Origin of the sequence: Lyngbya sp. CCAP 1446/10, assembly GCF_026130175.1 — a bacterium.
Taxonomy (GTDB): domain Bacteria; phylum Cyanobacteriota; class Cyanobacteriia; order Cyanobacteriales; family Microcoleaceae; genus Microcoleus.
Map to the genome: position 1 here is coordinate 51,392 of NZ_JAIGNI010000155.1, position 19,437 is coordinate 70,828.

Annotated in this window: 18 protein-coding genes; 8 read left to right on the forward strand and 10 right to left on the reverse strand. The window is 46.5% G+C overall.

Annotated elements, in window-relative coordinates; translation table 11 throughout:
• Window positions 1-161 precede the first annotated feature (161 nt).
• On the forward strand, window positions 162-1,244 hold the full coding sequence (locus K4039_RS28310; protein ID WP_265239838.1) for a class I fructose-bisphosphate aldolase: 1,083 nt from the start codon (window positions 162-164) through the stop codon (window positions 1,242-1,244).
• A gap of 137 nt (window positions 1,245-1,381) precedes the next feature.
• Window positions 1,382-2,263 carry a CRISPR-associated endoribonuclease Cas6 gene (cas6, locus tag K4039_RS28315; protein ID WP_265239839.1) on the forward strand — a complete coding sequence of 294 codons (882 nt, stop codon included), beginning with the start codon at window positions 1,382-1,384 and terminating at the stop codon, window positions 2,261-2,263.
• Between the two features lie 3 nt (window positions 2,264-2,266).
• Here the strand turns inward: cas6 and K4039_RS28320 are convergent, their stop codons facing one another.
• A complete protein-coding gene (locus tag K4039_RS28320; RefSeq protein ID WP_265239840.1) occupies window positions 2,267-2,590 on the reverse strand; it encodes an antibiotic biosynthesis monooxygenase in 324 nt (107 codons plus the stop codon).
• 191 nt (window positions 2,591-2,781) lie between these two features.
• A complete protein-coding gene (locus K4039_RS28325) occupies window positions 2,782-4,479 on the reverse strand; it encodes a SulP family inorganic anion transporter (RefSeq protein ID WP_265239841.1) in 1,698 nt (565 codons plus the stop codon).
• A 408-nt stretch (window positions 4,480-4,887) separates the two neighbouring features.
• On the opposite strand from K4039_RS28325, the gene K4039_RS28330 reads away from it, so the two are divergent.
• Together K4039_RS28330 and K4039_RS28335 are read left to right on the forward strand one after the other, a co-directional pair.
• Entirely contained in the window at window positions 4,888-5,358 is a 471-nt protein-coding gene (locus K4039_RS28330) for a response regulator (RefSeq protein ID WP_265239842.1), read from the forward strand.
• A 100-nt stretch (window positions 5,359-5,458) separates the two neighbouring features.
• Window positions 5,459-5,752: a DUF2103 domain-containing protein gene (locus K4039_RS28335; protein ID WP_265239843.1), complete on the forward strand. Its 294-nt coding sequence runs from the start codon at window positions 5,459-5,461 to the stop codon at window positions 5,750-5,752.
• Here K4039_RS28335 and K4039_RS28340 read toward each other — a convergent pair.
• From K4039_RS28340 to K4039_RS28375, 8 genes are all read right to left on the reverse strand, one after another.
• Window positions 5,741-6,367, reverse strand: coding sequence for a HEAT repeat domain-containing protein (locus K4039_RS28340; protein ID WP_265239881.1), 627 nt, complete (start codon window positions 6,365-6,367; stop codon window positions 5,741-5,743). The genes K4039_RS28335 and K4039_RS28340 overlap by 12 nt on opposite strands.
• 319 nt (window positions 6,368-6,686) lie before the next feature.
• The gene (locus K4039_RS28345; RefSeq protein WP_265239844.1) at window positions 6,687-8,924 is read right to left on the reverse strand and encodes a hypothetical protein; all 2,238 of its coding nucleotides are present in this window, start codon (window positions 8,922-8,924) and stop codon (window positions 6,687-6,689) included.
• 401 nt (window positions 8,925-9,325) lie between these two features.
• Entirely contained in the window at window positions 9,326-10,159 is an 834-nt protein-coding gene (locus K4039_RS28350) for a HEAT repeat domain-containing protein (RefSeq protein WP_265239845.1), read from the reverse strand.
• A 338-nt stretch (window positions 10,160-10,497) separates the two neighbouring features.
• Complete coding sequence (locus K4039_RS28355) at window positions 10,498-10,779, reverse strand: phycobilisome linker polypeptide (RefSeq protein WP_265239846.1); 282 nt, start codon at window positions 10,777-10,779, stop codon at window positions 10,498-10,500.
• A 219-nt stretch (window positions 10,780-10,998) separates the two neighbouring features.
• Window positions 10,999-11,868, reverse strand: coding sequence for a phycobilisome linker polypeptide (locus tag K4039_RS28360; protein WP_265239847.1), 870 nt, complete (start codon window positions 11,866-11,868; stop codon window positions 10,999-11,001).
• A gap of 170 nt (window positions 11,869-12,038) precedes the next feature.
• Complete coding sequence (locus K4039_RS28365; RefSeq protein ID WP_265239848.1) at window positions 12,039-12,854, reverse strand: phycobilisome linker polypeptide; 816 nt, start codon at window positions 12,852-12,854, stop codon at window positions 12,039-12,041.
• Between the two features lie 148 nt (window positions 12,855-13,002).
• Window positions 13,003-13,491 carry a phycocyanin subunit alpha gene (gene cpcA, locus K4039_RS28370; RefSeq protein WP_265239849.1) on the reverse strand — a complete coding sequence of 163 codons (489 nt, stop codon included), beginning with the start codon at window positions 13,489-13,491 and terminating at the stop codon, window positions 13,003-13,005.
• 102 nt (window positions 13,492-13,593) lie between these two features.
• Window positions 13,594-14,112 carry a phycocyanin subunit beta gene (locus K4039_RS28375; protein WP_265239850.1) on the reverse strand — a complete coding sequence of 173 codons (519 nt, stop codon included), beginning with the start codon at window positions 14,110-14,112 and terminating at the stop codon, window positions 13,594-13,596.
• Window positions 14,113-14,335: 223 nt separating this feature from the next.
• Here K4039_RS28375 and K4039_RS28380 point away from each other — a divergent pair, with 223 nt between their 5' ends.
• The 4 genes from K4039_RS28380 (at window position 14,336) to K4039_RS28395 (ending at window position 19,359) form a co-directional block, all read left to right on the forward strand.
• Window positions 14,336-14,629: a hypothetical protein gene (locus tag K4039_RS28380; RefSeq protein ID WP_265239851.1), complete on the forward strand. Its 294-nt coding sequence runs from the start codon at window positions 14,336-14,338 to the stop codon at window positions 14,627-14,629.
• Between the two features lie 64 nt (window positions 14,630-14,693).
• Window positions 14,694-14,834 (forward strand): hypothetical protein, encoded by a 141-nt coding sequence (locus K4039_RS28385; protein ID WP_265239853.1) that lies wholly within the window; start codon window positions 14,694-14,696, stop codon window positions 14,832-14,834.
• Window positions 14,835-15,035: 201 nt separating this feature from the next.
• Window positions 15,036-17,858, forward strand: a complete 2,823-nt coding sequence (locus K4039_RS28390) for a cation-translocating P-type ATPase (protein WP_265239854.1) — start codon at window positions 15,036-15,038, stop codon at window positions 17,856-17,858.
• 247 nt (window positions 17,859-18,105) lie between these two features.
• Window positions 18,106-19,359, forward strand: coding sequence for a DNA replication/repair protein RecF (locus K4039_RS28395; RefSeq protein WP_265239856.1), 1,254 nt, complete (start codon window positions 18,106-18,108; stop codon window positions 19,357-19,359).
• Window positions 19,360-19,437 lie beyond the last annotated feature (78 nt).

A 19,437-nucleotide genomic window follows, 5' to 3' on the forward strand; every position in this document is an offset into this window, starting at 1 on the left:
GCTTATTCTAGAGTAGCGCGTCCCGCTGCTGTTGTCTCTAATCTTATTAAAAACTTGGTTGATAATTGCCTGGATCGAAAATATGAATTGTTTGCTACAATATCAGCAAGGCTAATGTCTGCAATCATCAGCCTGCAATTGAAATTCAGGGGGAAATCTGCATGACAGCTAGAGTATCAGTTCCCAGTGCGATCGCATCTTTGCTGGGCGACGAAGCCGAAGACTTGCTCACCCATCAAGCAAAAGTTTCTAAAGATTTGTTGCACCTGCCAGGCCCGGATTGGGTCGATCGCATTTTCGCCCAAACCGATCGCTCTCCTCAAGTTTTGCGATCGCTCCAGCAACTTTATTCTAGCGGACGCTTGGCAAATACTGGCTATTTATCGATCCTACCAGTAGACCAAGGAATCGAGCACTCGGCGGGCGCTTCTTTTGCACCAAATCCCATCTATTTTGACAGCGAAAACATCATCAGACTAGCAATCTCCGCAGGATGCAACGCCGTTGCGACAACCCTGGGAGTTTTGGGAAGCGTATCTCGCAAATACGCGCACAAAATCCCTTTCATTGTCAAGCTCAATCACAACGAATTGCTGACTTATCCCAATCAATACGACCAAATAATGTTTGCATCAGTCGAACAAGCTTGGAATTTGGGAGCCGTTGCAGTCGGAGCCACAATTTATTTTGGTTCGCCGGAATCGACGCGGCAAATCCAAGAAGTTAGTCAAGCTTTTGCCCACGCTCACGAATACGGAATGGCAACAATTCTGTGGTGCTATCTCCGCAACGATATCTTCAAGCAAGACAAAGATTATCACTTAGCAGCGGATTTAACAGGTCAAGCAAATCACTTGGGGGTGACAATTCAAGCTGACATTATTAAGCAAAAATTGCCCGAATGCAACAACGGCTACGCAGCAGTCGCTCAAGCCAGCGGCGAGAGTTACGGCAAAACCGACAGCCTGGTGTATTCGGAATTGACAACGGATCACCCGATCGATCTAACACGCTATCAAGTGCTCAACTGTTATGCGGGAAGAATGGGTTTAATCAACTCCGGCGGTGCTTCGGGAAAAAACGATTTTGCCGAAGCCATTCGCACCGCAGTAATCAACAAACGCGCTGGCGGCTGCGGCTTAATTTCCGGCCGCAAAACTTTTCAGCGTCCCTTTGAAGAAGGTGTAAAATTGTTCCACGCCATTCAAGACGTTTATTTGTCGTCCGAAATTGCGATCGCCTAAAAATTCACAACCTAAACGTAGGGTGCGCAATGCGCACAAATCCGTAGGGTGCGCATTGCGCACCTTACCTGACTGCAAATTAACTGTAATATTAATAGTAACCTAACAGATATACAGACAAAATATATAATTTAAAAATGCCCCACACCCTCGTTTTAAACCTGCTACCCGTTGCACCAATCCCATCCCAATTTTTAACGGGACGGCATCTTCATGCCTTATTTCTCAACCTTGTGAGTGCTGTAGACAGCGATTTGAGCGCGTACCTGCATGACCAATCGAATGAAAAAGCTTTCACTTTAAGCTTTTTCCAAGTAAGCAGAAAAGAGGTGGCAAAAAGCAGCACTGCGCTGACACAAAAGAGAGTTTTGCCTGCGGCGACGCGCCCAATTTTTCCGGCAATACAGTGGGAACAAAAGCAAGCAATTCGTGAAAATACAGCGATTTGGTGGCGAATTTCTCTGCTGGATGACGGTTTGTTCGATCGCCTAACTGAACTTTGGCAACAACTGAATTTTGACCGCCCTTGGCATCTGGGCCCTACAGATTTGTACATTACCAATATTTTGAGCGAACCGCAATCAAACCAGCCTTGGGTGAATTTTTGCAGTTACGCCGAATTGTTCGATCGCGCTTCCGACACTGAGCGCCAAATTGCGTTTAGTTTTTTCACTCCTACTAATTTTCGGCAAGGCGTTTACGATAGTGCGATGCCAACTAGAGAGAGTATTTTTGGCAGTTTGGCAAATCGTTGGAACAAGTACAGCAATAGGGCGATCGAACCTACTTTTATAGAAGCTATTTTCCCTAGTTTCTTCGATATCCGCACAGAAGTTAGTACGGATTCCCGCAGTAAATTTATTGGCTGCGTCGGCGATATTACTTACCGAATTATGGGAGATCTTGATCCGGTTGCTATCAAGCAAATTAATGCTTTAGCAGATTTTGCCCTTTACAGCGGAGTCGGGCGAAAGACACCGATGGGAATGGGAATGACGCGCAGGTTGCAGAATTGTTAATCATTAACTTTTCGGCTTAATTTCACTGACGATTTCATAAACATCTGTGTCGGGAATTTTTGCGAACAAAGGTGTCATATGCTTCAATATTTCTTGATAAGCTTCGCTTTGATTGGCGGCCATCTCTTCTACGCTTTCCCAAAAAATGATGGCAATACCTTTGTCTGTATTGGGCAATTGCAGCAGGTATGCGCCCTTAAAACCTGTGGCATAAGTTGCAACGGCTTTTTCAAAAAGTTCTTCTGCTTCTTTGAATTTTCCTGGTTTAAATTCGCCAATAGCAACGTAGGCAAACTGATGTCTGAGAAAGTCTAAAAATTCTGACATATCCTGTTCCTGAAGAAATCGCTATACACCAAGTTATATTTTACCCGATCGCCGTAATTTTGTGAACTGCACAGTTTTTAGTCTCGCTTAACCCAAGCGGCGGATTTATGAGGCATTATTGTAAGTAGCCGCCCGACTCAAATAGAAACTTTTTGAGTCAGGCGGCTGGAATCTCTATTAAATAAACTTGATCAATCTTCTTTTGGGGCCACCAACTCTTTTTGTTCAGACGTTATAGCTACAGGTTGAGCGAATTTTTCGATCGCAGGAGTGATGGAAAAAATTGCTTCCGTCGTCGTTTCAAAACAATTTGACAACCCAATTTTTTCCAAGATTCCCGATCGCTCTAGGAGTTGTTGAACTTCCGGCTGCAAACCCGTGAGAATTAAGCGGCAATCGTGGCGTTTCAGATCCTGGTAGATGTCTTCGAGGGCGACTAACCCAGTGGTGTCCATATTCGGTACAAACCGCAGCCGCAAAATCAGAAACTTCACTTCTGGTTCATCCCGCAGGAAGGTTACAAACCGTTCGGCGGCACCAAAAAATACAGGCCCATCTACCCGATAAACAGCAATTTGTTTGCTTAACTCCAGGGGAACACCGGGAGGAAAAACTTCGGTTTCGGGAATTTTGGCCAGGCTCAACTCGCTCATCCGCTTGATGAACAAAGCACCCGCTGAAATTAATCCGACTTCTACGGCTAGAACTAAGTCAAAGCAGATGGTGACTAGCCAGGTAAGAATCATCACACCAAAGTCGGAGTATGTGGCACGCATCAGCAAGCCGATCGCTTCCCACTCAATCATCCGCAGGCTAACCACCATCAGAATGCCAGCCAAGGCCGCTAGGGGAATTTGTGCCGCGAGGGGAGCTAAAGTCAAGACAATAATCGCTAAAGCAAGGCCGTGAATCACGCCAGAAAGTCGAGTTTGGCCACCAGCACGGACATTGACAGCAGTACGAGCGATCGCCCCCGTCGCCGGAATTCCCCCAAAAAACGGCACTATGATATTCGCCAACCCTTGACCGATGAGTTCCCTGTCACTATTGTGTTTCTCGCTGACAGTCATACCATCAGCCACCACCGCCGACAGCAACGACTCAATACTCCCCAATGCAGCCAGTGCCAAGGCAGGATTAATTAACTCTCGCAGCAGACCAAAATCAGTCCAGTGGGGAATACCTTGCGGCACCGGTAACGATTGGGGTATCGAGCCGATGGTGGGGACGTGGAGGTGAAAAAACGACGCTATAGCAGTCGCTAGGACTAACCCCACCATAGAACCCGGTATCGTAGTATTAATCCGAGGCCAAAGCAGTTGTGTGGTAATTACAACCATTGCCAACCCCACCGACGCCGAATTTACACCCTGTATATGGGTCACACTTTCCCACAATCCCGGTAAAAAATGTTCGCTGCGTGTCAATTGCAAGCCAAAGAAATTATTAAGTTGACCGCAAAAAATAATGACGGCGATGCCATTAGTAAAGCCCGCCGTCACCGGATAGGGAATAAACTTCACCAGCCGTCCGAGTTTGGCAATCCCCAAGGCCACCTGGATAATCCCGGCCATTACCCCAGCAATCCAAACCTTTTCGAGGCCGTACTTGGCGACAATTCCCACTAGAACGACTGCCATTGCCCCAGTAGGGCCGGTAATCTGAACGGGTGAACCACCAAAGATTGCCGCTACAATCCCCGCCACAATTGCGGTGTAGAGTCCGGCTTGCGGTTCCACTCCACTCGCCACTGCAAAAGCCAGCGCCAAGGGCAGTGCTACGACTGCCGCTGTTAGTCCACCTGTCAAATCGCCACGCCAGTTACGGAACAAGTAACCCAAGCGGAAACTTTGAACGTTATCGAGAGTATTTAAAAGTAGTGTCCGCATATTCAATTAATTTTGTACTCAGCTTTGAAGTAACTGGGCCTAAATGCCATTGGAAGATCTATGTATCTTCAAAGTCTTGCAGATAGCTTAACGCTTAGGCGATCGTACAGCAAGCTCTAGACAGATAAAGTGTATGAACCGAAGCCATGATTGGCAGATTTTGATTGGTGTATATAACTACTCTTTTATGAGATGCGACACTGTACTAAAAAGCGTCAGATTGTTGAGGTTTGTGATCAACACTGACTGTCGATTAATACTATTCTTGTCGGTGTCTGCGATCGCACTTTCCATAAAAAGCGGCCCGAAAACAGCGGTTCTTTGCAATAACCCTATTGAGTTTACAAAGTTTACCTGCCAAAATTATCAGGTATAAAGACAAATAAAGTAGAGAAGCAACTAAAATAAATGCCAAAAATATTAGTAATTGAAGATAATAACTTTATCCGAGCAACCGTTATAGAACTCCTGCAATTGCACGGTTTTGAAGCTATAGGCGCGGAAAACGGACAAGTCGGTATCCAGTTAGCGACCGCCCAAATTCCCGATTTAATCTTGTCGGATGTGATGATGCCGGAACTCAACGGTTTGGAAGTTTTTGCGATTTTGCGATCGTACCAGGCAACCGCCAGCATTCCGTTTATTTTTATGACAGGTTCGGAAATGGAAAAAGCCCAGCAACTCAAAGCCGATGGCTACCTCCAGAAACCTTGCAGCGCCAAAGAAATGTTCCGGGCGATCGCAACTCAACTAGAAAAACCGACATTTACCAACCCAAAACATCAAAAAGTACAGGACAATTCTGGTAAAGAAAATCTCAGCTTGCGCGCCCGGAATCAAAAACCTCGGTTTGAGATTGCGTCGCTTTGCTCTCAATGACACGTACAGCAAGGTTATTGATACATAACTTGAGGGAATTTCAAATTGGTTCGGCCAGAGGGTGGCTTAGACTGGGTATGTTGAATTTGGTTAAAAAGTAATGAACCCACAACCCAAAGGCCGCCTAGTTTGGAATCACTCCACCCACCTTCCGGGTTTGATACCAATTTTAGAACGCCTCACCCTCAAAATGGGCATTCACACCGTTACCCCAGGCGTCATTAACAAAGTTAAAGGACACATCCCCCGCATGACATTAAGAGTGTCAGTACCCATCCGCGGGGGATTTAAAATCATTGCCAGACAGGGCAAAACCGTACAAGAAGTCTTTATATTAACCACTCTCAGTCAAGGGGAATTGGAAGAGATGATCGCCCAAACCCTAGCCAGGTGACAATTTTTCCTTAGCAAGCACTGCGCGAGCTCTAACTGCTAAAGTTTCATCGCTTTGGGCTATTTCCTCAAGTTGGGCCAAAACTTCGGTTAACCAATCCGGTTGAACAGTCGCAGCAACCGCCAAAGCTTGCAAAGCCCCCGCTGCTGCGTAGCGAACCACCCATTCCGGGTCTTGGGACGCTTGCAGCAGGGTTTTTACTGCGCGAATTTGAGCATCTGCAATTTGTTCTGCGGGCATAAGTTCCCAGCAAATCGTCCCCAAACCCCTAGCCGCCGCCCGCCGCACGCTCAAAGCAAAGTCATTCGCCGCAGCATCCAGCAAAATCTCTAAACCTCTGGGGTCGCCAATTCCCGCCAAAGCCCGAACAGCCCAAGCTCTCGCCCCGTAATTGTAGCCGTCAAGCTGTTCTAGCAGCGGCAGCACGGCGGGTTCTCCGAGTTGAATCAGTCCGTCAACGGCGGCCACAGCAGCGCCTGGGTTGTTGTAGCCGAGGACTGTAATTAAGGTAGGAATTGCTTCTTTGGAAGGAGTCGCCGCCAGTGCTTTGACTGCGTTTAACAAGCCTTCGGAAGAATCTGCTTGTTCGACTGCGCGAATTAGTTCTAATGCCATTGATTTGTAAGCTGTACCGTGATCATTGTCATTGTAGGTTGGGTCGATCGCGCGATCCTCTTCGAGGGCTTCGCTAACGAACTTTTTGCAGCGTCGGTGAGGCGCGGCGATTAACTGGGAAAGCTTACCCCAATACGCTTGGGTTAATGTTTTTTTGTCATTGCGAGCGTCTGAGCGAAGCAATCGCAGTGTCTGTTTTTCACATCGTTTTGGCGATCGGACTGTCTGAAATGAACCGTATTGAAGCTTACCATACGTGAAATAGGACAATCTTGGTTAAAGAGTCGAATCCGCAAAAAAACTCGACTCCATACCTGCGCTAGGAATTCTTGCGCCGTGCATCCTCACCGCCTTGGCGCTTCCTATAAGCCTTAGCCCAAGCATAGCGCTGCGGATTTTTTGTCAGCAGATATTCCACAACTTCCCGACGCTTCTCATCCTTAGCATTTTTGACAACCCGCTTCAGTTCGGAATCTATATCTTCTGATTCAGCACCGCGTTTAATTGCCTTGTTAAACCAATCATCGCCCTGTGAATATTGACCCCGCTCATAACAAATAGCTCCCATCAAAGTGTAAGGATGATGACTCTGAGGCTGGTACTCAATAGCTTTTAGCGCGCACTTTTCAGCATCACTTAGTTTAGGAATATCTCGGAAAGCACCGCCCCTAGTTGTTAACAAAGCTGACTTGAGCTTATTTTCTTTAATTTGGTCGAAGTCCAGATTTTCTGTCACCTTCAATGCACTTCTCGGTTCACCGGCCTTGCGCCAATGACTGCTGGCGTTGGGCAAGTTCCATTTATCTCCAGTGCGCTCATATTCCTGCTCGTAAAAACGCGCTTCAAGCCTGTGGTAGGCCATAGCAATCATTCCATGACTAGCTAAAAGTTTCTGTTGTATTAACTGAACAACTAACACAGGATCTAGACGCTCTTCTCTCTCCAATTTTACCATAATTGCGTAAAACGGATCGAAGGGAAAATTACGATCTATAATCCGATACTTGACCTTGAGAGCCGCAAAGTCCTTCTCTTGGGTAAAAGTAATTACATCCTGACGTTTATTTTGTTTCACCCAATCAAAATCAGCCTCACTCAACGACTCTCCCGATCGAATTTTGGACTTGAGACTAGCAACATAGTTTTCAATGGCAAAAGTAATTACATCCTGACGTTTATTTTGTTTCACCCAATCAAAATCAGCCTCACTCAACGGCTCTCCCGATTGAATCTTAGACTTGAGACTAGCAGCATATTTGTCAAGCGCCAGAGTAATTACATCCTGACGTTTATTTTGTTTCACCCAATCAAAATCAGCCTCACTCAACGGCTCTCCCGATTGAATCTTAGACTTGAGACTAGCAGCATATTTGTCAAGCGCCAGAGTAATTGTCTCGGTCAGTTTACGCTTTTTAAGAAAGTTAATATCGGGCTCACCTAGCTGACTTTCTAAATCAATTTTTTTGAGAACTTTATACAGATGACTAGAGAGGGATGAATCCTCATAAGTAATAGCTTTATACTTAACCTTCAGTTCGGCAAAGTGTCGTTTCTGTTCTATCTCCAAAACAATGCTAAGCGTTTCGCTAAGTTGATGCTCTTCTAGCCAGTTAAATTCTGACTCGCTCAACTGTATATCTGCATCCAGGTTTTTCAGGATTTTATAGAGTGGACTAGAGGCAGATAAATCCTGGTGAGCCGTGGCTTGATACTTATTCTTTAGCTGAGCAAATACTGTTTGTTGTAAGGTATCTCGTTTCTCGACAATAGCAAGTGTTTCTAACAGGTTTTCTTCTTTCAACCATTGACAATTTTTAGGGCTAATTGGCTGGTTATTGTCAAGTCTCTTCAGAATTTTATAGAGATTGCTAGAGGGGAATGAATCCTCACAAGTAGTAGCTTTGTAACTGAATTTCAGTTGAGTAAACTCCTCCATTTGCCGATAGATATCTATCGGTTCATAAAACCGATAGAATTTCATCCATTCCTGCTCTGACCAACTCAGTCCATCTCCTCTGTCCATTTTGCAAAGGAGGTCATACAGACGATGAGAGATAGATGAATACGAGCGACTAATTCGGTATTTTGTCGCTAGTTCAGCCAAGTGTATCTCTTTTTTTATTTTTCCTTGTTCCTCTCTTTCCAAAATTATTTTTCCTTGTTCCTCTCTTTCCAAAATTATTTTTGCTTCTTGTTCCTCTCTTTCCAAAATTATTTTTGCTTCTTGTTCCTCTCTTTCCAAAATTATTTTTGCTTTTTGTTGCTCTTTTTTCAAAGCCCTCGTTTCTTCTTTACTCAGTTTCTTACCTGAGTCAACTTGCTTAAGAATTTCATACAGAGGATTGGAGGGAGAAAGATCCATTATCCATCCCCATTCTTTTAGAAAAAGATGTTCCTCTGAAGTCAGGTTCACTCCTTCAGTACGCATATTCAGAAGTCCTCTCAACGTACAACATATACTAGAAAGAGGGACTCCCCCATATTGCTTTGCTTTATGAGTTGCTTTATACTTAACTAGGAGAAATGCAAATTCTTCACAAAAATCTTGATGCTTCATAACAGCTACTACCCTCAATATTTTTACTCAAAACTCATGAAAATTAATACTTAAAGCCTCATCCCTCATTCCATCAAACCATCCGTCGCCGATTCACCAGGCTAAAACCGATAAAATAGTTCTCAATTGGCTGAAATACAGATATGCGGTAGGGACACAGCACTGCTGTTTTCTTAATGTGCTGTGTCCTGAATATACCGCAATACGGTTTACTTAAGAAAGATCCCCCCTAACCCCCCTTAAAAAGGGGGGGACAAGAAACCTCTCAAAGTCCCCCTTCTTAAGGGGGATTTAGGGGGATCTCCGGGGCATAAATAGTGTTAAGTGAACCGTATTGGAATATATGGCAGACAATTGAGAATCGCTAAAGCAATCCTATGGCAGTTGCGAACTAATTTTTGTCAAAGTAAACTATCCATTAAATTCATAACTTGGATAGCTTCATCGGACAAAGATAGAGATTCTTGTTGATTTAGATGATGCTCCAAAACTCCTTTCAGGGCGATCAATTTCATGCTATTTTCTGCTAAAGTTTCAGCAATAGCTGGCGCAGACGGCAAATAGCCGATCGCCCCCAAGTCCATCAAAGCCGATCGCCGCAACTGCAAATTATCCCCATTCAAAGCCCTTATCAATCGATCGCCGTAAATGCGATCGCCAGTCAACTGATACATCGCCCGCGCTGCAGCGTACTGCACCCGCTCCACAGAATGCTCTAAAAAAGGTGCAATTAGCGGTATAGCCTCTGTCGCTTGCAGCGTACCCAAAGCTTCAATTACCGAGTCGTAAGGCTGCACAAGGTGCGATTTGCCAGCCACTCGTAGCGCCACAGCTACGCCCCCATCTAAGAGTTTCATCAGCGGTGGAATAGAATCGCGATCGCCCAGCATTTCTAGAGCTTGAGCCGCCGCTTCCCGCACGTAATAATCCGCGCATTCCAAACAGTGAGTCAGCGCCGGTAAGGCTTGTTTGTCGCCCAATTTACCCAGCGCCCGCGCCGCATTTCGTAATAGGGAATAATCGCCTATTTTTGTTTGTTCTGATTCTTCTTGTAATGCTGCAATCAAAGCTGCGATCGCCGCCGGTTCTTTGACTCGAAATCGGCCCACCCACCAAGCAGCGTAATACCGGAGACTGTAGTCTGGGGAGTGCAAATTTGCGATCGCCTGTTCAATTGTTAAAGACTCGCCCTCAGCTACACCCGCCGGCGGTGAGTCGGATTCGTCATAATTCATAGTTATTAGTTATTAGTTAAAAGTTGTGGGATGGGCTTCTAGCCCGTCCTAAAAGTTATGGGATGGGCTTCTAGTCCTAAAAGTTGTGGGATGGGCTCTAGCCCGTCCTAAAAGTCCTAAAAGGAACTCGGCGATTGAAATCGTTTCTACACAGACAAAACCCGCCTGCGCGGGTTGGGGAAACTCGGCGATTGAAATCGCTTCTACACAGAAACTCGGCGATTGAAATCGTTTCTACACAGACAAAACCCGCCTGCGCGGGTTGGGGAAACTCGGCGATTGAAATCGCTTCTACACAGACAAAACCCGCCTGCGCGGGTTGGGGAAACTTTCAACTATTAGTTATCACCCGATGATTCATGGGATGATTCATGAGACGATTCTGCGATCGCACTTAACGGCTGAATGCTGACAATTGTACCGCCCATGCGAGTAATCCGCTGCATTTCTTGATTCATCCGATTGTACGGTACGGTGATAAATGTACTCCCGCTCGATCGAATCGAATAATCGATATTTTCTGTATCATCGCTTTTGCGCAAGCCCGCCACTTCATAACGAAAACAGCGACCGGCGGAAGCTGTATTGCCACTTTTTCCAGCTACAATCTGACCAAACATAAGCTTCTTGGTAATTGGTAATTGGTTAGTAGTCAGTAGTCCTTAGTCAGTAGTAATTAGTCTTTAGTTCAGTATTTACACCGAACCTAATTATGTAGGGTGCGCACTACGCACCTTACGGAAAGCGTAATTAGCCAAGGGCCATTAATCTCTAGCAATTTTACTAATGACTAATGACCTATGACTAATGACTAATTGCTAATGACTGATGACTAACAACTAAATTTGAGTAATGCTGGCGATTTTTCCGCCCAAACGATGAATTTTCTGCATTTGCGGCAGCCAATCCTCAACAGGTACGATGAAAGCCTTGCTGCTGCGACGCACGCTAGGATAGCCACCTGTGCGAATCCCCGAAACTTCCACGCGCAACAGTCGTCCTTCCTTGCCGTAAGCTGCCGCGCCGCCGAAACCGCTGCTGGGAGTTACGTTTTGTGCCGAAGGGCGATATGCCCAACCTTCGTTACCACCGGAGGGGCCGACTACAGCCGTAGCCGTGTTGGTGCCAACTTCGGCTGCTAAGCGAGAGTTATTGCCTTCTATTTGAGATGTATCGCTATTTGCGTAGCCCCGATACAAGCGGAACATCCGGGTAAAGCCAACGGATCTTTGTCCCCGCTGAAATTCAAAAGCCCGGTAGTAAGGTACGATATTATCTCCAAAGCTTTCTTGATATTCTACTGAATCGATGTAGGAATCAATATCAGCATCGTATCCTTCGTTTTGGTACAAATCTAAGTGATGAACTACTTCAGATTCGTCGTAAATAGCCCGACCGAGCAAGTGTTTGTAGTTTAGTTCGATCGCCCGAGTTTGGAAGCTGCTGTAGAAAAACTTGGTTTTGTACAGTTCCGATTTTGCCACTGCACGCACAAATTCTCGCACCGTTAAACTGCCGTCTCGCAGGAGAGATTCAGCACTTATCAGGCGCTCGGATTTCATCAAATAGTCGTTGCCCAGCACCTGACGGTAAACTGCACGAATCACAGTTTCAACGTCGTCTTTGGTGTAGTTCGGACGTAATTCTACCTTCGGCGCATCGCTCAATGCGGATGTTCCCAGTCTGGATGCTGCTGTCGTAATCGCCACCAAATTTTCTCCTAAATTAATAACAAAAATTTAAAGCTTGGTTGCACTGGAAATTTTTAGGACTAAGGCAAATACGTCTGAAAGTAGAGTGCACAGTGCGCACCTTACTCATACACATTAATTAGTCCTAATTTGTTAAAGACGCTTCAAAAAAAACGTCTTTACAAACTTTAAGCTGTGGTAATACTTACCACTTTGCCGCCACGTTTGTTGATTTGCTGCAAGCGGCTCGAAAGTTGCTCGTAAGGCACGAGATATTCGGTAGTAGTGCGTCGTACTTGGGGCGAAAACTTAGCCGAACCTTGCATTGCGGTGACTCGGTAGAGTTGGTCGCGAGTGCCGCCGGAAGTGCCACCAAGGGCTTTTCCGGTGGAGGGGGTGGAGATGGGCGAAGCCGTATTTCTGGCAACTTCCCAGGTTAGTCGCCCTTGCTTTTGGTTTTGGGCGCGATCGCTGTTGGCATAACCCCGGTACAATTGAAACATCCGGTTAAAACCGACGGTTTTTTGACCTCTTTGAGTCGCGAAACCCCGATAGTAAGGCACTACACTCTCGCCAAAATTCTCTTGATACTCTACTGAGTCAATGTAAGAATTGATTTCAGCTTCGTAACCTTCTGCATTGTACAAATCAACGTGGAAGGCAATTTCCGACTCGTCGTAAGGAGCGCGGCCTAACAAATGTTTGTAATTAAGCTCGATTAACCGCGTTTGCGAGTTGGGGTAAAAAAACTTTTTCCGATAAGTTTCGGAATGTGCAATTGCTCGCACAAAATCTTTAACTGAAATCTGTCCTTGCACCAGTAAAGATTCGGCACTGGTGAGTCGTTCGCTCGACATTAAATACTCGTTGCCGAAAACTTGGCTGTAAGCAGCGCGAATTACTGCTTTCGCATCGTCTTGCGTCCAGTGGGGGCGCAGTTCTACTTGTCCGGCTTCTTCAAATGCTTTTATTCCCAACCGTTCTGCTGCACCTAATCCCGCCATCTTTGCTTCTCCCTTTTTTGCTTTAAAAACTAACAACTGCTTAAAAAAGTATTTGGAAAACTCGGCTAAGATCGCAGATGCCCGGAATTGTATACAACCGCTAACACTCAAGCTAGCAGCAGCTTACATTTCCGGGCATCACGCAAATCTAGCTCAGAGCGTTGATTGCGTAGTCGAGGTAGGAATTCGCTTCAGTTGCAGCATCGCCACTCAGACCGTGGTTGCCTTTGATGTACTTGAGAGCTTCAACGTACCAGCTAGGAGACAATTCAAATGTCCGGTTGATTTCGTCAACACCTGCAATCAGGTACTCGTCCATTGGGCCTGTACCGCCTGCAACTAAGCAGTAGGTGACCATGCGGAGGTAGTAGCCGATGTCGCGAGAGCACTTGGCTTTACCGGTTGGGGTAGAAGCGTAGTTCGGGCCTTGCATTTGTTGGGTGTACGGAAATTTGTTGTACACAGCTTGAGCTGCACCGTCAATCAACTGCTGAGACTTGGCGGTCAAAGCCTTGGCTGCTTCCAAACCTGCTGCTGCTTGGCGGAAACGTCCGAATGCGACTTGCAGTTCAGTGCTGCTCAGGAAACGGCCTTGAGAATCGGCTGCTGTTACTGCTTCAGTCAAAGGGGTTTTCATTGTTCTGGTTTCTCCCTAATGTTGTGTTGTTTTTGTACAAAAATGATTGTTTGCAAAAATGCGATGCTCGCTTCTTTACAAGAAATGTTCGCTTGGCTATTTTTAGCCGACTGCATTAGCTGCGCGGTCGAAGTAGCTGCCGATTTCGGACATCAGCGAGCTGCAATCACCACGGGTAATGCCGTTGGGGTCGTTAGCAAGTGCGATCGCTGCTTCCTTCATTTTTTGCACGCCGGCTGCAACCGAACCACCTGGAACTCCCAGAGCTTGGTAGGTTTCACGCAGACCGTTCAAACAGCGGTCATCCAAAACGCTGGCGTCGCCTGCAAAAGTTGCATAGGTCACGTAGCGCAAGATGATTTCCATATCGCGCAAGCAAGCTGCCATGCGGCGGTTGGTGTACGCATTGCCACCAGGAGCGATCAGTTGAGGCTGTTCGGCGAACAGGGTGCGAGCTGCATTGGCTACGATGCTGGATGCGTTACCGGTGATGCGGTTTACTGCGTCAATCCGCTTGTTAGCGTCTGAAACCATGCTGCTGAGAGCATCTAGTTGGCCCTGGGCGAGGAATTCGCCGCGAGCGTCAGATTGGGAAACCACTTTTGTAAATGCGTCAAACATGAAAGAACTCTCCTACTTGAGTTAATTGAGTTTGGTTGCGGTATAAAACCGTTAAGTTAAATTTGTTCAGGCTACGAGTGCCTGTAAGGGTTGAAATTTGATGCCAGCTAATCTGCTGCTCCGATCGATTTCTCCCTTTCCGCTACCTGCACTATTGTGACATTGCAACGGACGTTTAAGAAACCTTAGAAAATTTTACACCTTTTATGAGATGCGACAAACCTTGTTAATCAGTGTTTTTGTTAACTTTCGCCTGTCGTTTCAACCCTCTGATAACCTTTATACAATGCTCGCCCGCGTTTGTTTATTACAAATTATTACAGGAGCTTATCTCTCTGAAAAGGTAAATGGGGGGCAAGCGATCGCGGGTCAATCTACTCCCTACGATAGATGCGGGGTTGTCGCCCGAAACCCTGAGTTTGGTTTAATCCCCCTGGTTTTTACCGTGGAGCAGCACAAAATTGTCCCGCATCCCGATCGCCATTGTGCGCTTTGCCCCAAAAAAGCCTATTATTAAGACAAGTTAAGAAAATTAAAGTTTTGCGAAAATAAGGCGGGGAATAGGGAAAAAAGCCAAAAAAATGCCCAATCCAAGATGCACTCAGAATTGGGTGGTTAAAATCCCAGAGATTGCCATTGTCGATCGCCACAGCCACAGCTTTTGCCGTCCAGATCGGCATTTAACGACAAAACTCAGCGGTTGGCGCTTGGGTAAAAGCTGAAAGAATTGCTAATTTTTAGTTAAGGTGGATGAGTGATATCAGCGGTAAATCTACCAACAGATCGAGAGAGCCAGAGATAGACCAGAGATAGAGAAGTGTCTAGCTTCCTGCTTCTTATCTCGAACCAATACCTATGCAGTATCGATCGGCTGTAACTGTCCGGCCGCAACCACCTTTATGCCCCATGCTCGATCGTAATTTATGTCTTCTTTAAATTCTCCCTCTTCTTGGCACACCGTAGGAATTGACAAAACCCTCCAGCAGCTAAACAGCAACAAAGATACTGGCTTGAGCAGCCAACAGGTGTCAGAACGCTTGCAGCAATACGGCCCCAACGAACTAGAAGAAACAGGAGGCCGCAGTGCTTGGTCGATATTTGTCGATCAGTTCACCAACATCATGTTGATAATGCTGATGTTTGTCGCCGTGATTTCTGGATTCTTAGACATCAAGTCGAATACTTTTCCCAAAGATGCGATCGCCATTTTTGCGATCGTCATACTCAACGGCATTCTCGGCTATTTCCAAGAACAAAGTGCCGAAAAAGCCCTCGCAGCCCTCAAAAACCTCGCTTCGCCCCTAGTCAGAGTCCTGCGAGACGGCAAAACTTCAGAAATAGCAGCCAAAGAACTCGTACCCGGAGACGTGATGCTGTTGGAGGCTGGGGTAAAAATCGCAGCAGACGGACGCTTGATCGAATCGAACAACCTACAAGTCAGAGAATCTGCTTTGACGGGAGAAGCGATCGCAGCTACAAAGCAAGCTCATCTAGAACTTCCCGAAGATGCTTCCTTGGGCGATCGGCTAAACCTAATTTTTCAGGCCACAGAAGTGGTTCAGGGACGCGCCAAGGCGATCGTCACCAACACCGGAATGCAAACTGAAATTGGCAAAATTGCCGCCATGCTTCAGTCAGTAGAAACCGAACCGACTCCCCTGCAACAGCGGATGAGCCAGTTGGGAAACGTTCTAGTCTCCGGTGCCCTCGGCTTAGTCGTAGTTGTCGTCATCGGCGGCATGATTACCTTCAACAACGGCGGCATCGGGTTAGATACCAGCAGATTTGAAGATTTGTTAGAAGTTTCTCTCAGCATGGCAGTTGCTGTGGTTCCCGAAGGACTCGCAGCAGTCGTGACAGTCACTTTGGCACTCGGAACTAGGCGGATGGTGAAGCGCAACGCCCTGATTCGCAAACTGCCAGCCGTAGAAACGTTGGGTTCGGTGACAACAATTTGTTCCGACAAAACAGGCACTCTGACCCAAAATAAAATGGTAGTTCAGCTAGTGTCTACGGGCGACTGCACTGTCGCCATCGGAGGGGACGGCTATGCCCCGATCGGAGATTTCACCGATCGCCATACCTCCGCCCCAATTAATAATTTAGAAGAATATCCAGAACTCGAATCTTTATTAATTGCCTGTGCGGTTTGCAACGACGCAGTATTGCAGCACGAACAGCAAGAATGGAAGATTTTGGGCGACCCCACAGAGGGAGCTCTGCTGTCTTTAGCGGGAAAAGCAGGCATTTATAAGGAAAAACAGTGTCAATTGCTGCAACGCACGGCGGAATTTCCTTTTTCTTCCGAACGCAAGCGGATGAGCGTGATTTGCGAAGTCCCCGGCCGATCTCCACATTCGGGATTTCCCTGCGAAAACGGACAGCAGCAGAAATATTTGATGTTTACCAAAGGTTCTCCAGAGTTGACTTTGGAGCGCTGCCAAAGCATTATAGTTGGCGATCGAATACAACCTTTAAACCAGGAAATGCGCGATCGCATCCTCGTCGAAAACAACAACATGGCAAGCGCAGGTTTGCGAGTCCTCGGATTTGGGTACAAAATCTGGGAAAACCTGCCCTCCGAAGGTTCTGAGGAAACCAGCGAACAAGACATGATTTGGCTAGGACTCGTCAGTATGCTGGACGCGCCGCGCCCGGAAGTGCGGGAAGCCGTGGTGAAGTGCCGCGATGCAGGGATTCGGGTAGTGATGATTACAGGAGACCACCAGTTGACGGCAAAAGCGATCGCCCACAATTTAGGTATTGCTAAAGAGGGCGATCGAGTTCTCACCGGTCAAGAATTAGAAAAACTCAGCCAAGAAGAACTCAAACAACAAGTCGAGCACGTTAGCGTTTACGCCCGCGTGTCCCCGGAACACAAATTGCGAATTGTCCAAGCTTTGCAAAGTTGGGGCAAATTTGTCGCGATGACAGGCGACGGAGTTAACGACGCGCCCGCCCTGAAACAAGCCGATATCGGCATCGCAATGGGAATTACCGGCACCGATGTCAGCAAAGAAGCTAGCGATATGGTGCTGCTAGACGACAACTTCGCAACAATTGTCGCCGCCGCCGAAGAAGGGCGAGTAGTTTATACCAACATTAGGCGCTTTATTAAGTACATTTTGGGTAGCAACATCGGCGAAGTTTTGACAATTGCGGCCGCACCTTTAATTGGTTTGGGAGGAGTGCCGCTAACGCCGCTACAAATTTTGTGGATGAACTTAGTAACTGACGGCGTTCCCGCTTTGGCCTTGGCCGTGGAACCGGGGGAACCAAACGTGATGAAAAAGCCTCCTTTCAGTCCGCGAGAAAGTATTTTTGCGCGGGGTTTGGGTTCTTACATCATTCGGATCGGGATTATTTTTGCAATTTTGACGATCACGATGATGTCCTGGGCTTACGGATATACTCACGCTCCGGGACACGGGAATCCAGAGGCTTGGAAAACAATGGTGTTTACAACACTGTGTTTAGCGCAAATGGGTCATGCGATCGCCATTCGCTCTAACACCCAGCTAACGATCGAGTTAGACCCCCGCACTAATATTTTTGTTTGGGGAGCCGTGATTGTGACTACTGCTTTGCAATTAATGCTGATTTACGTTCCGCCGTTGAGAGCATTTTTCGGCACTCACTATTTGTCGCCCTTTGAGTTACTGGTTTGCTTCGGTTTCAGCGCCCTGATGTTTGTCTGGATCGAAATGGAAAAACTGTTCGTGCGCTTGTACAAAGCTCGCAAATAGTGTTCTCAGCCGATATTTGGTTTGTAGTGAGGACTTTAGTCCGCATTCCTCAGAGGACTAAAGTCCTAATTACAAAAGGTTTGTTGGTGCGATCGTTCGGACTTTAGTCCGCATTTTTCAGAAGACTAAAGTCCGAACGATCAAACATCTGATTACCAATTATCATTTACAAACCGATAAGGTACGCAATTCGCACCCTTCTTCCCTCTTTCTTCTTCCCTCTTCCTTCTTCCTTCTTCGCAATATTATGTATTTGAAAACACTGCACCTACGGCAGTTTCGGAACTACTACGATCAAAAAGTAGCGTTTGACGCTCCCAAAACCATTTTAGTAGGAAATAACGCTCAAGGAAAATCTAACTTGTTAGAAGCAGTAGAGTTGCTTTCGACATTAAAAAGCCACAGAGTATCGCGCGATCGCGATTTAATACTGGAATCAAAGCCGATCGCCCAAATTGATGCTACACTCGAACGTCAAACCGGAGCGATCGACCTATCTTTAACTTTGCGATCGGGAGCGCGCCGCAGCCTGAAACTCAACGGCGAACCCCTGCGCCGCCATTTAGACTTTTTGAGCGTCATCAATGTAGTACAATTTTCCTGTTTGGATTTGGACTTAGTGCGTGGCGGGCCCGAAGGAAGGCGCAATTGGATCGATCGGCTAGTCATCCAATTAGAACCGATTTACGCTCACATTTTGCAGCAATACAACCAAATTTTGCGCCAGCGAAACGCTCTGTTAAAACGTTCTAGAGAAGTCAAGAAAGCCGAATTTTCCCAAAGCTTTGACAAAATGCGATTTATCGGATCTGAAACTCCCGAAGACCAAAATATCGCAGAATTCCCAATGCCCAATGCCCAATGCCCAATGCCCAATCCCCAATCCCCGATTCCCAGTTCAGAATTAGCCTTGTGGGATGCGCAGTTGGCGACAGCGGGGGCTCGCGTGATCCGCAGGCGCGATCGAATTTTGGAGCGTTTAATGCCGCTAGCTCGCAATTGGCACGGTTCAATTAGCGGTTCTACAGAAGTTTTAGATGTCAAATACGATGCTAATATAGAAGTCAGTTCGGAATTGATCGGTAAAGACAATCTTGAAGGAGTACGGCAAGCATTTTTAGATAAAATTCAACAAAGGGCGATCGCAGAACATTTTCAAGGAACCACCTTAGTAGGCCCGCACCGCGACGACATTACATTTACAATTAACAACACGCCAGCGCGTCAATACGCCTCCCAAGGCCAACAGCGAACTCTCGTATTAGCATTAAAATTAGCCGAATTGCAGCTTATTGAAGAAGTCGTCGGCGAAGCACCTTTACTATTGCTCGACGACGTACTTGCAGAACTCGATCTAAGCCGCCAAAATCAACTTTTAGAAACAATTCAAGAGCGATTTCAAACTCTAATTACTACCACTCACCTAGGGGCTTTTGACAGTCAGTGGCTGCGGCAAACCCAAATTCTCTCCGTCGCTTCAGGACAAATCAATCAAGTTTAGATTTTAAATTTTAGATTGACAAAGTTTCTGTTTCATGGTATTGATGCAGAAATAATAAAAATTTGACATTATTAGCTG

Excerpts from the sequence above, each read along its gene's own strand:
- K4039_RS28340 (WP_265239881.1), bottom strand. The coding sequence starts at position 6,367 with ATGGCATTAGAACTAATTCGCGCAGTCGAACAAGCAGATTCTTCCGAA.
- K4039_RS28325 (WP_265239841.1), bottom strand. The coding sequence starts at position 4,479 with ATGCGGACACTACTTTTAAATACTCTCGATAACGTTCAAAGTTTCCGC.
- cas6 (WP_265239839.1), top strand. The coding sequence starts at position 1,382 with ATGCCCCACACCCTCGTTTTAAACCTGCTACCCGTTGCACCAATCCCA.
- K4039_RS28320 (WP_265239840.1), bottom strand. The coding sequence starts at position 2,590 with ATGTCAGAATTTTTAGACTTTCTCAGACATCAGTTTGCCTACGTTGCT.
- K4039_RS28330 (WP_265239842.1), top strand. The coding sequence starts at position 4,888 with ATGCCAAAAATATTAGTAATTGAAGATAATAACTTTATCCGAGCAACC.
- K4039_RS28355 (WP_265239846.1), bottom strand. The coding sequence starts at position 10,779 with ATGTTTGGTCAGATTGTAGCTGGAAAAAGTGGCAATACAGCTTCCGCC.
- K4039_RS28385 (WP_265239853.1), top strand. The coding sequence starts at position 14,694 with ATGCCCAATCCAAGATGCACTCAGAATTGGGTGGTTAAAATCCCAGAG.
- cpcA (WP_265239849.1), bottom strand. The coding sequence starts at position 13,491 with ATGAAAACCCCTTTGACTGAAGCAGTAACAGCAGCCGATTCTCAAGGC.
- K4039_RS28390 (WP_265239854.1), top strand. The coding sequence starts at position 15,036 with ATGTCTTCTTTAAATTCTCCCTCTTCTTGGCACACCGTAGGAATTGAC.
- K4039_RS28365 (WP_265239848.1), bottom strand. The coding sequence starts at position 12,854 with ATGGCGGGATTAGGTGCAGCAGAACGGTTGGGAATAAAAGCATTTGAA.
- K4039_RS28345 (WP_265239844.1), bottom strand. The coding sequence starts at position 8,924 with ATGAAGCATCAAGATTTTTGTGAAGAATTTGCATTTCTCCTAGTTAAG.
- K4039_RS28335 (WP_265239843.1), top strand. The coding sequence starts at position 5,459 with ATGAACCCACAACCCAAAGGCCGCCTAGTTTGGAATCACTCCACCCAC.
- K4039_RS28375 (WP_265239850.1), bottom strand. The coding sequence starts at position 14,112 with ATGTTTGACGCATTTACAAAAGTGGTTTCCCAATCTGACGCTCGCGGC.
- K4039_RS28395 (WP_265239856.1), top strand. The coding sequence starts at position 18,106 with ATGTATTTGAAAACACTGCACCTACGGCAGTTTCGGAACTACTACGAT.
- K4039_RS28310 (WP_265239838.1), top strand. The coding sequence starts at position 162 with ATGACAGCTAGAGTATCAGTTCCCAGTGCGATCGCATCTTTGCTGGGC.
- K4039_RS28350 (WP_265239845.1), bottom strand. The coding sequence starts at position 10,159 with ATGAATTATGACGAATCCGACTCACCGCCGGCGGGTGTAGCTGAGGGC.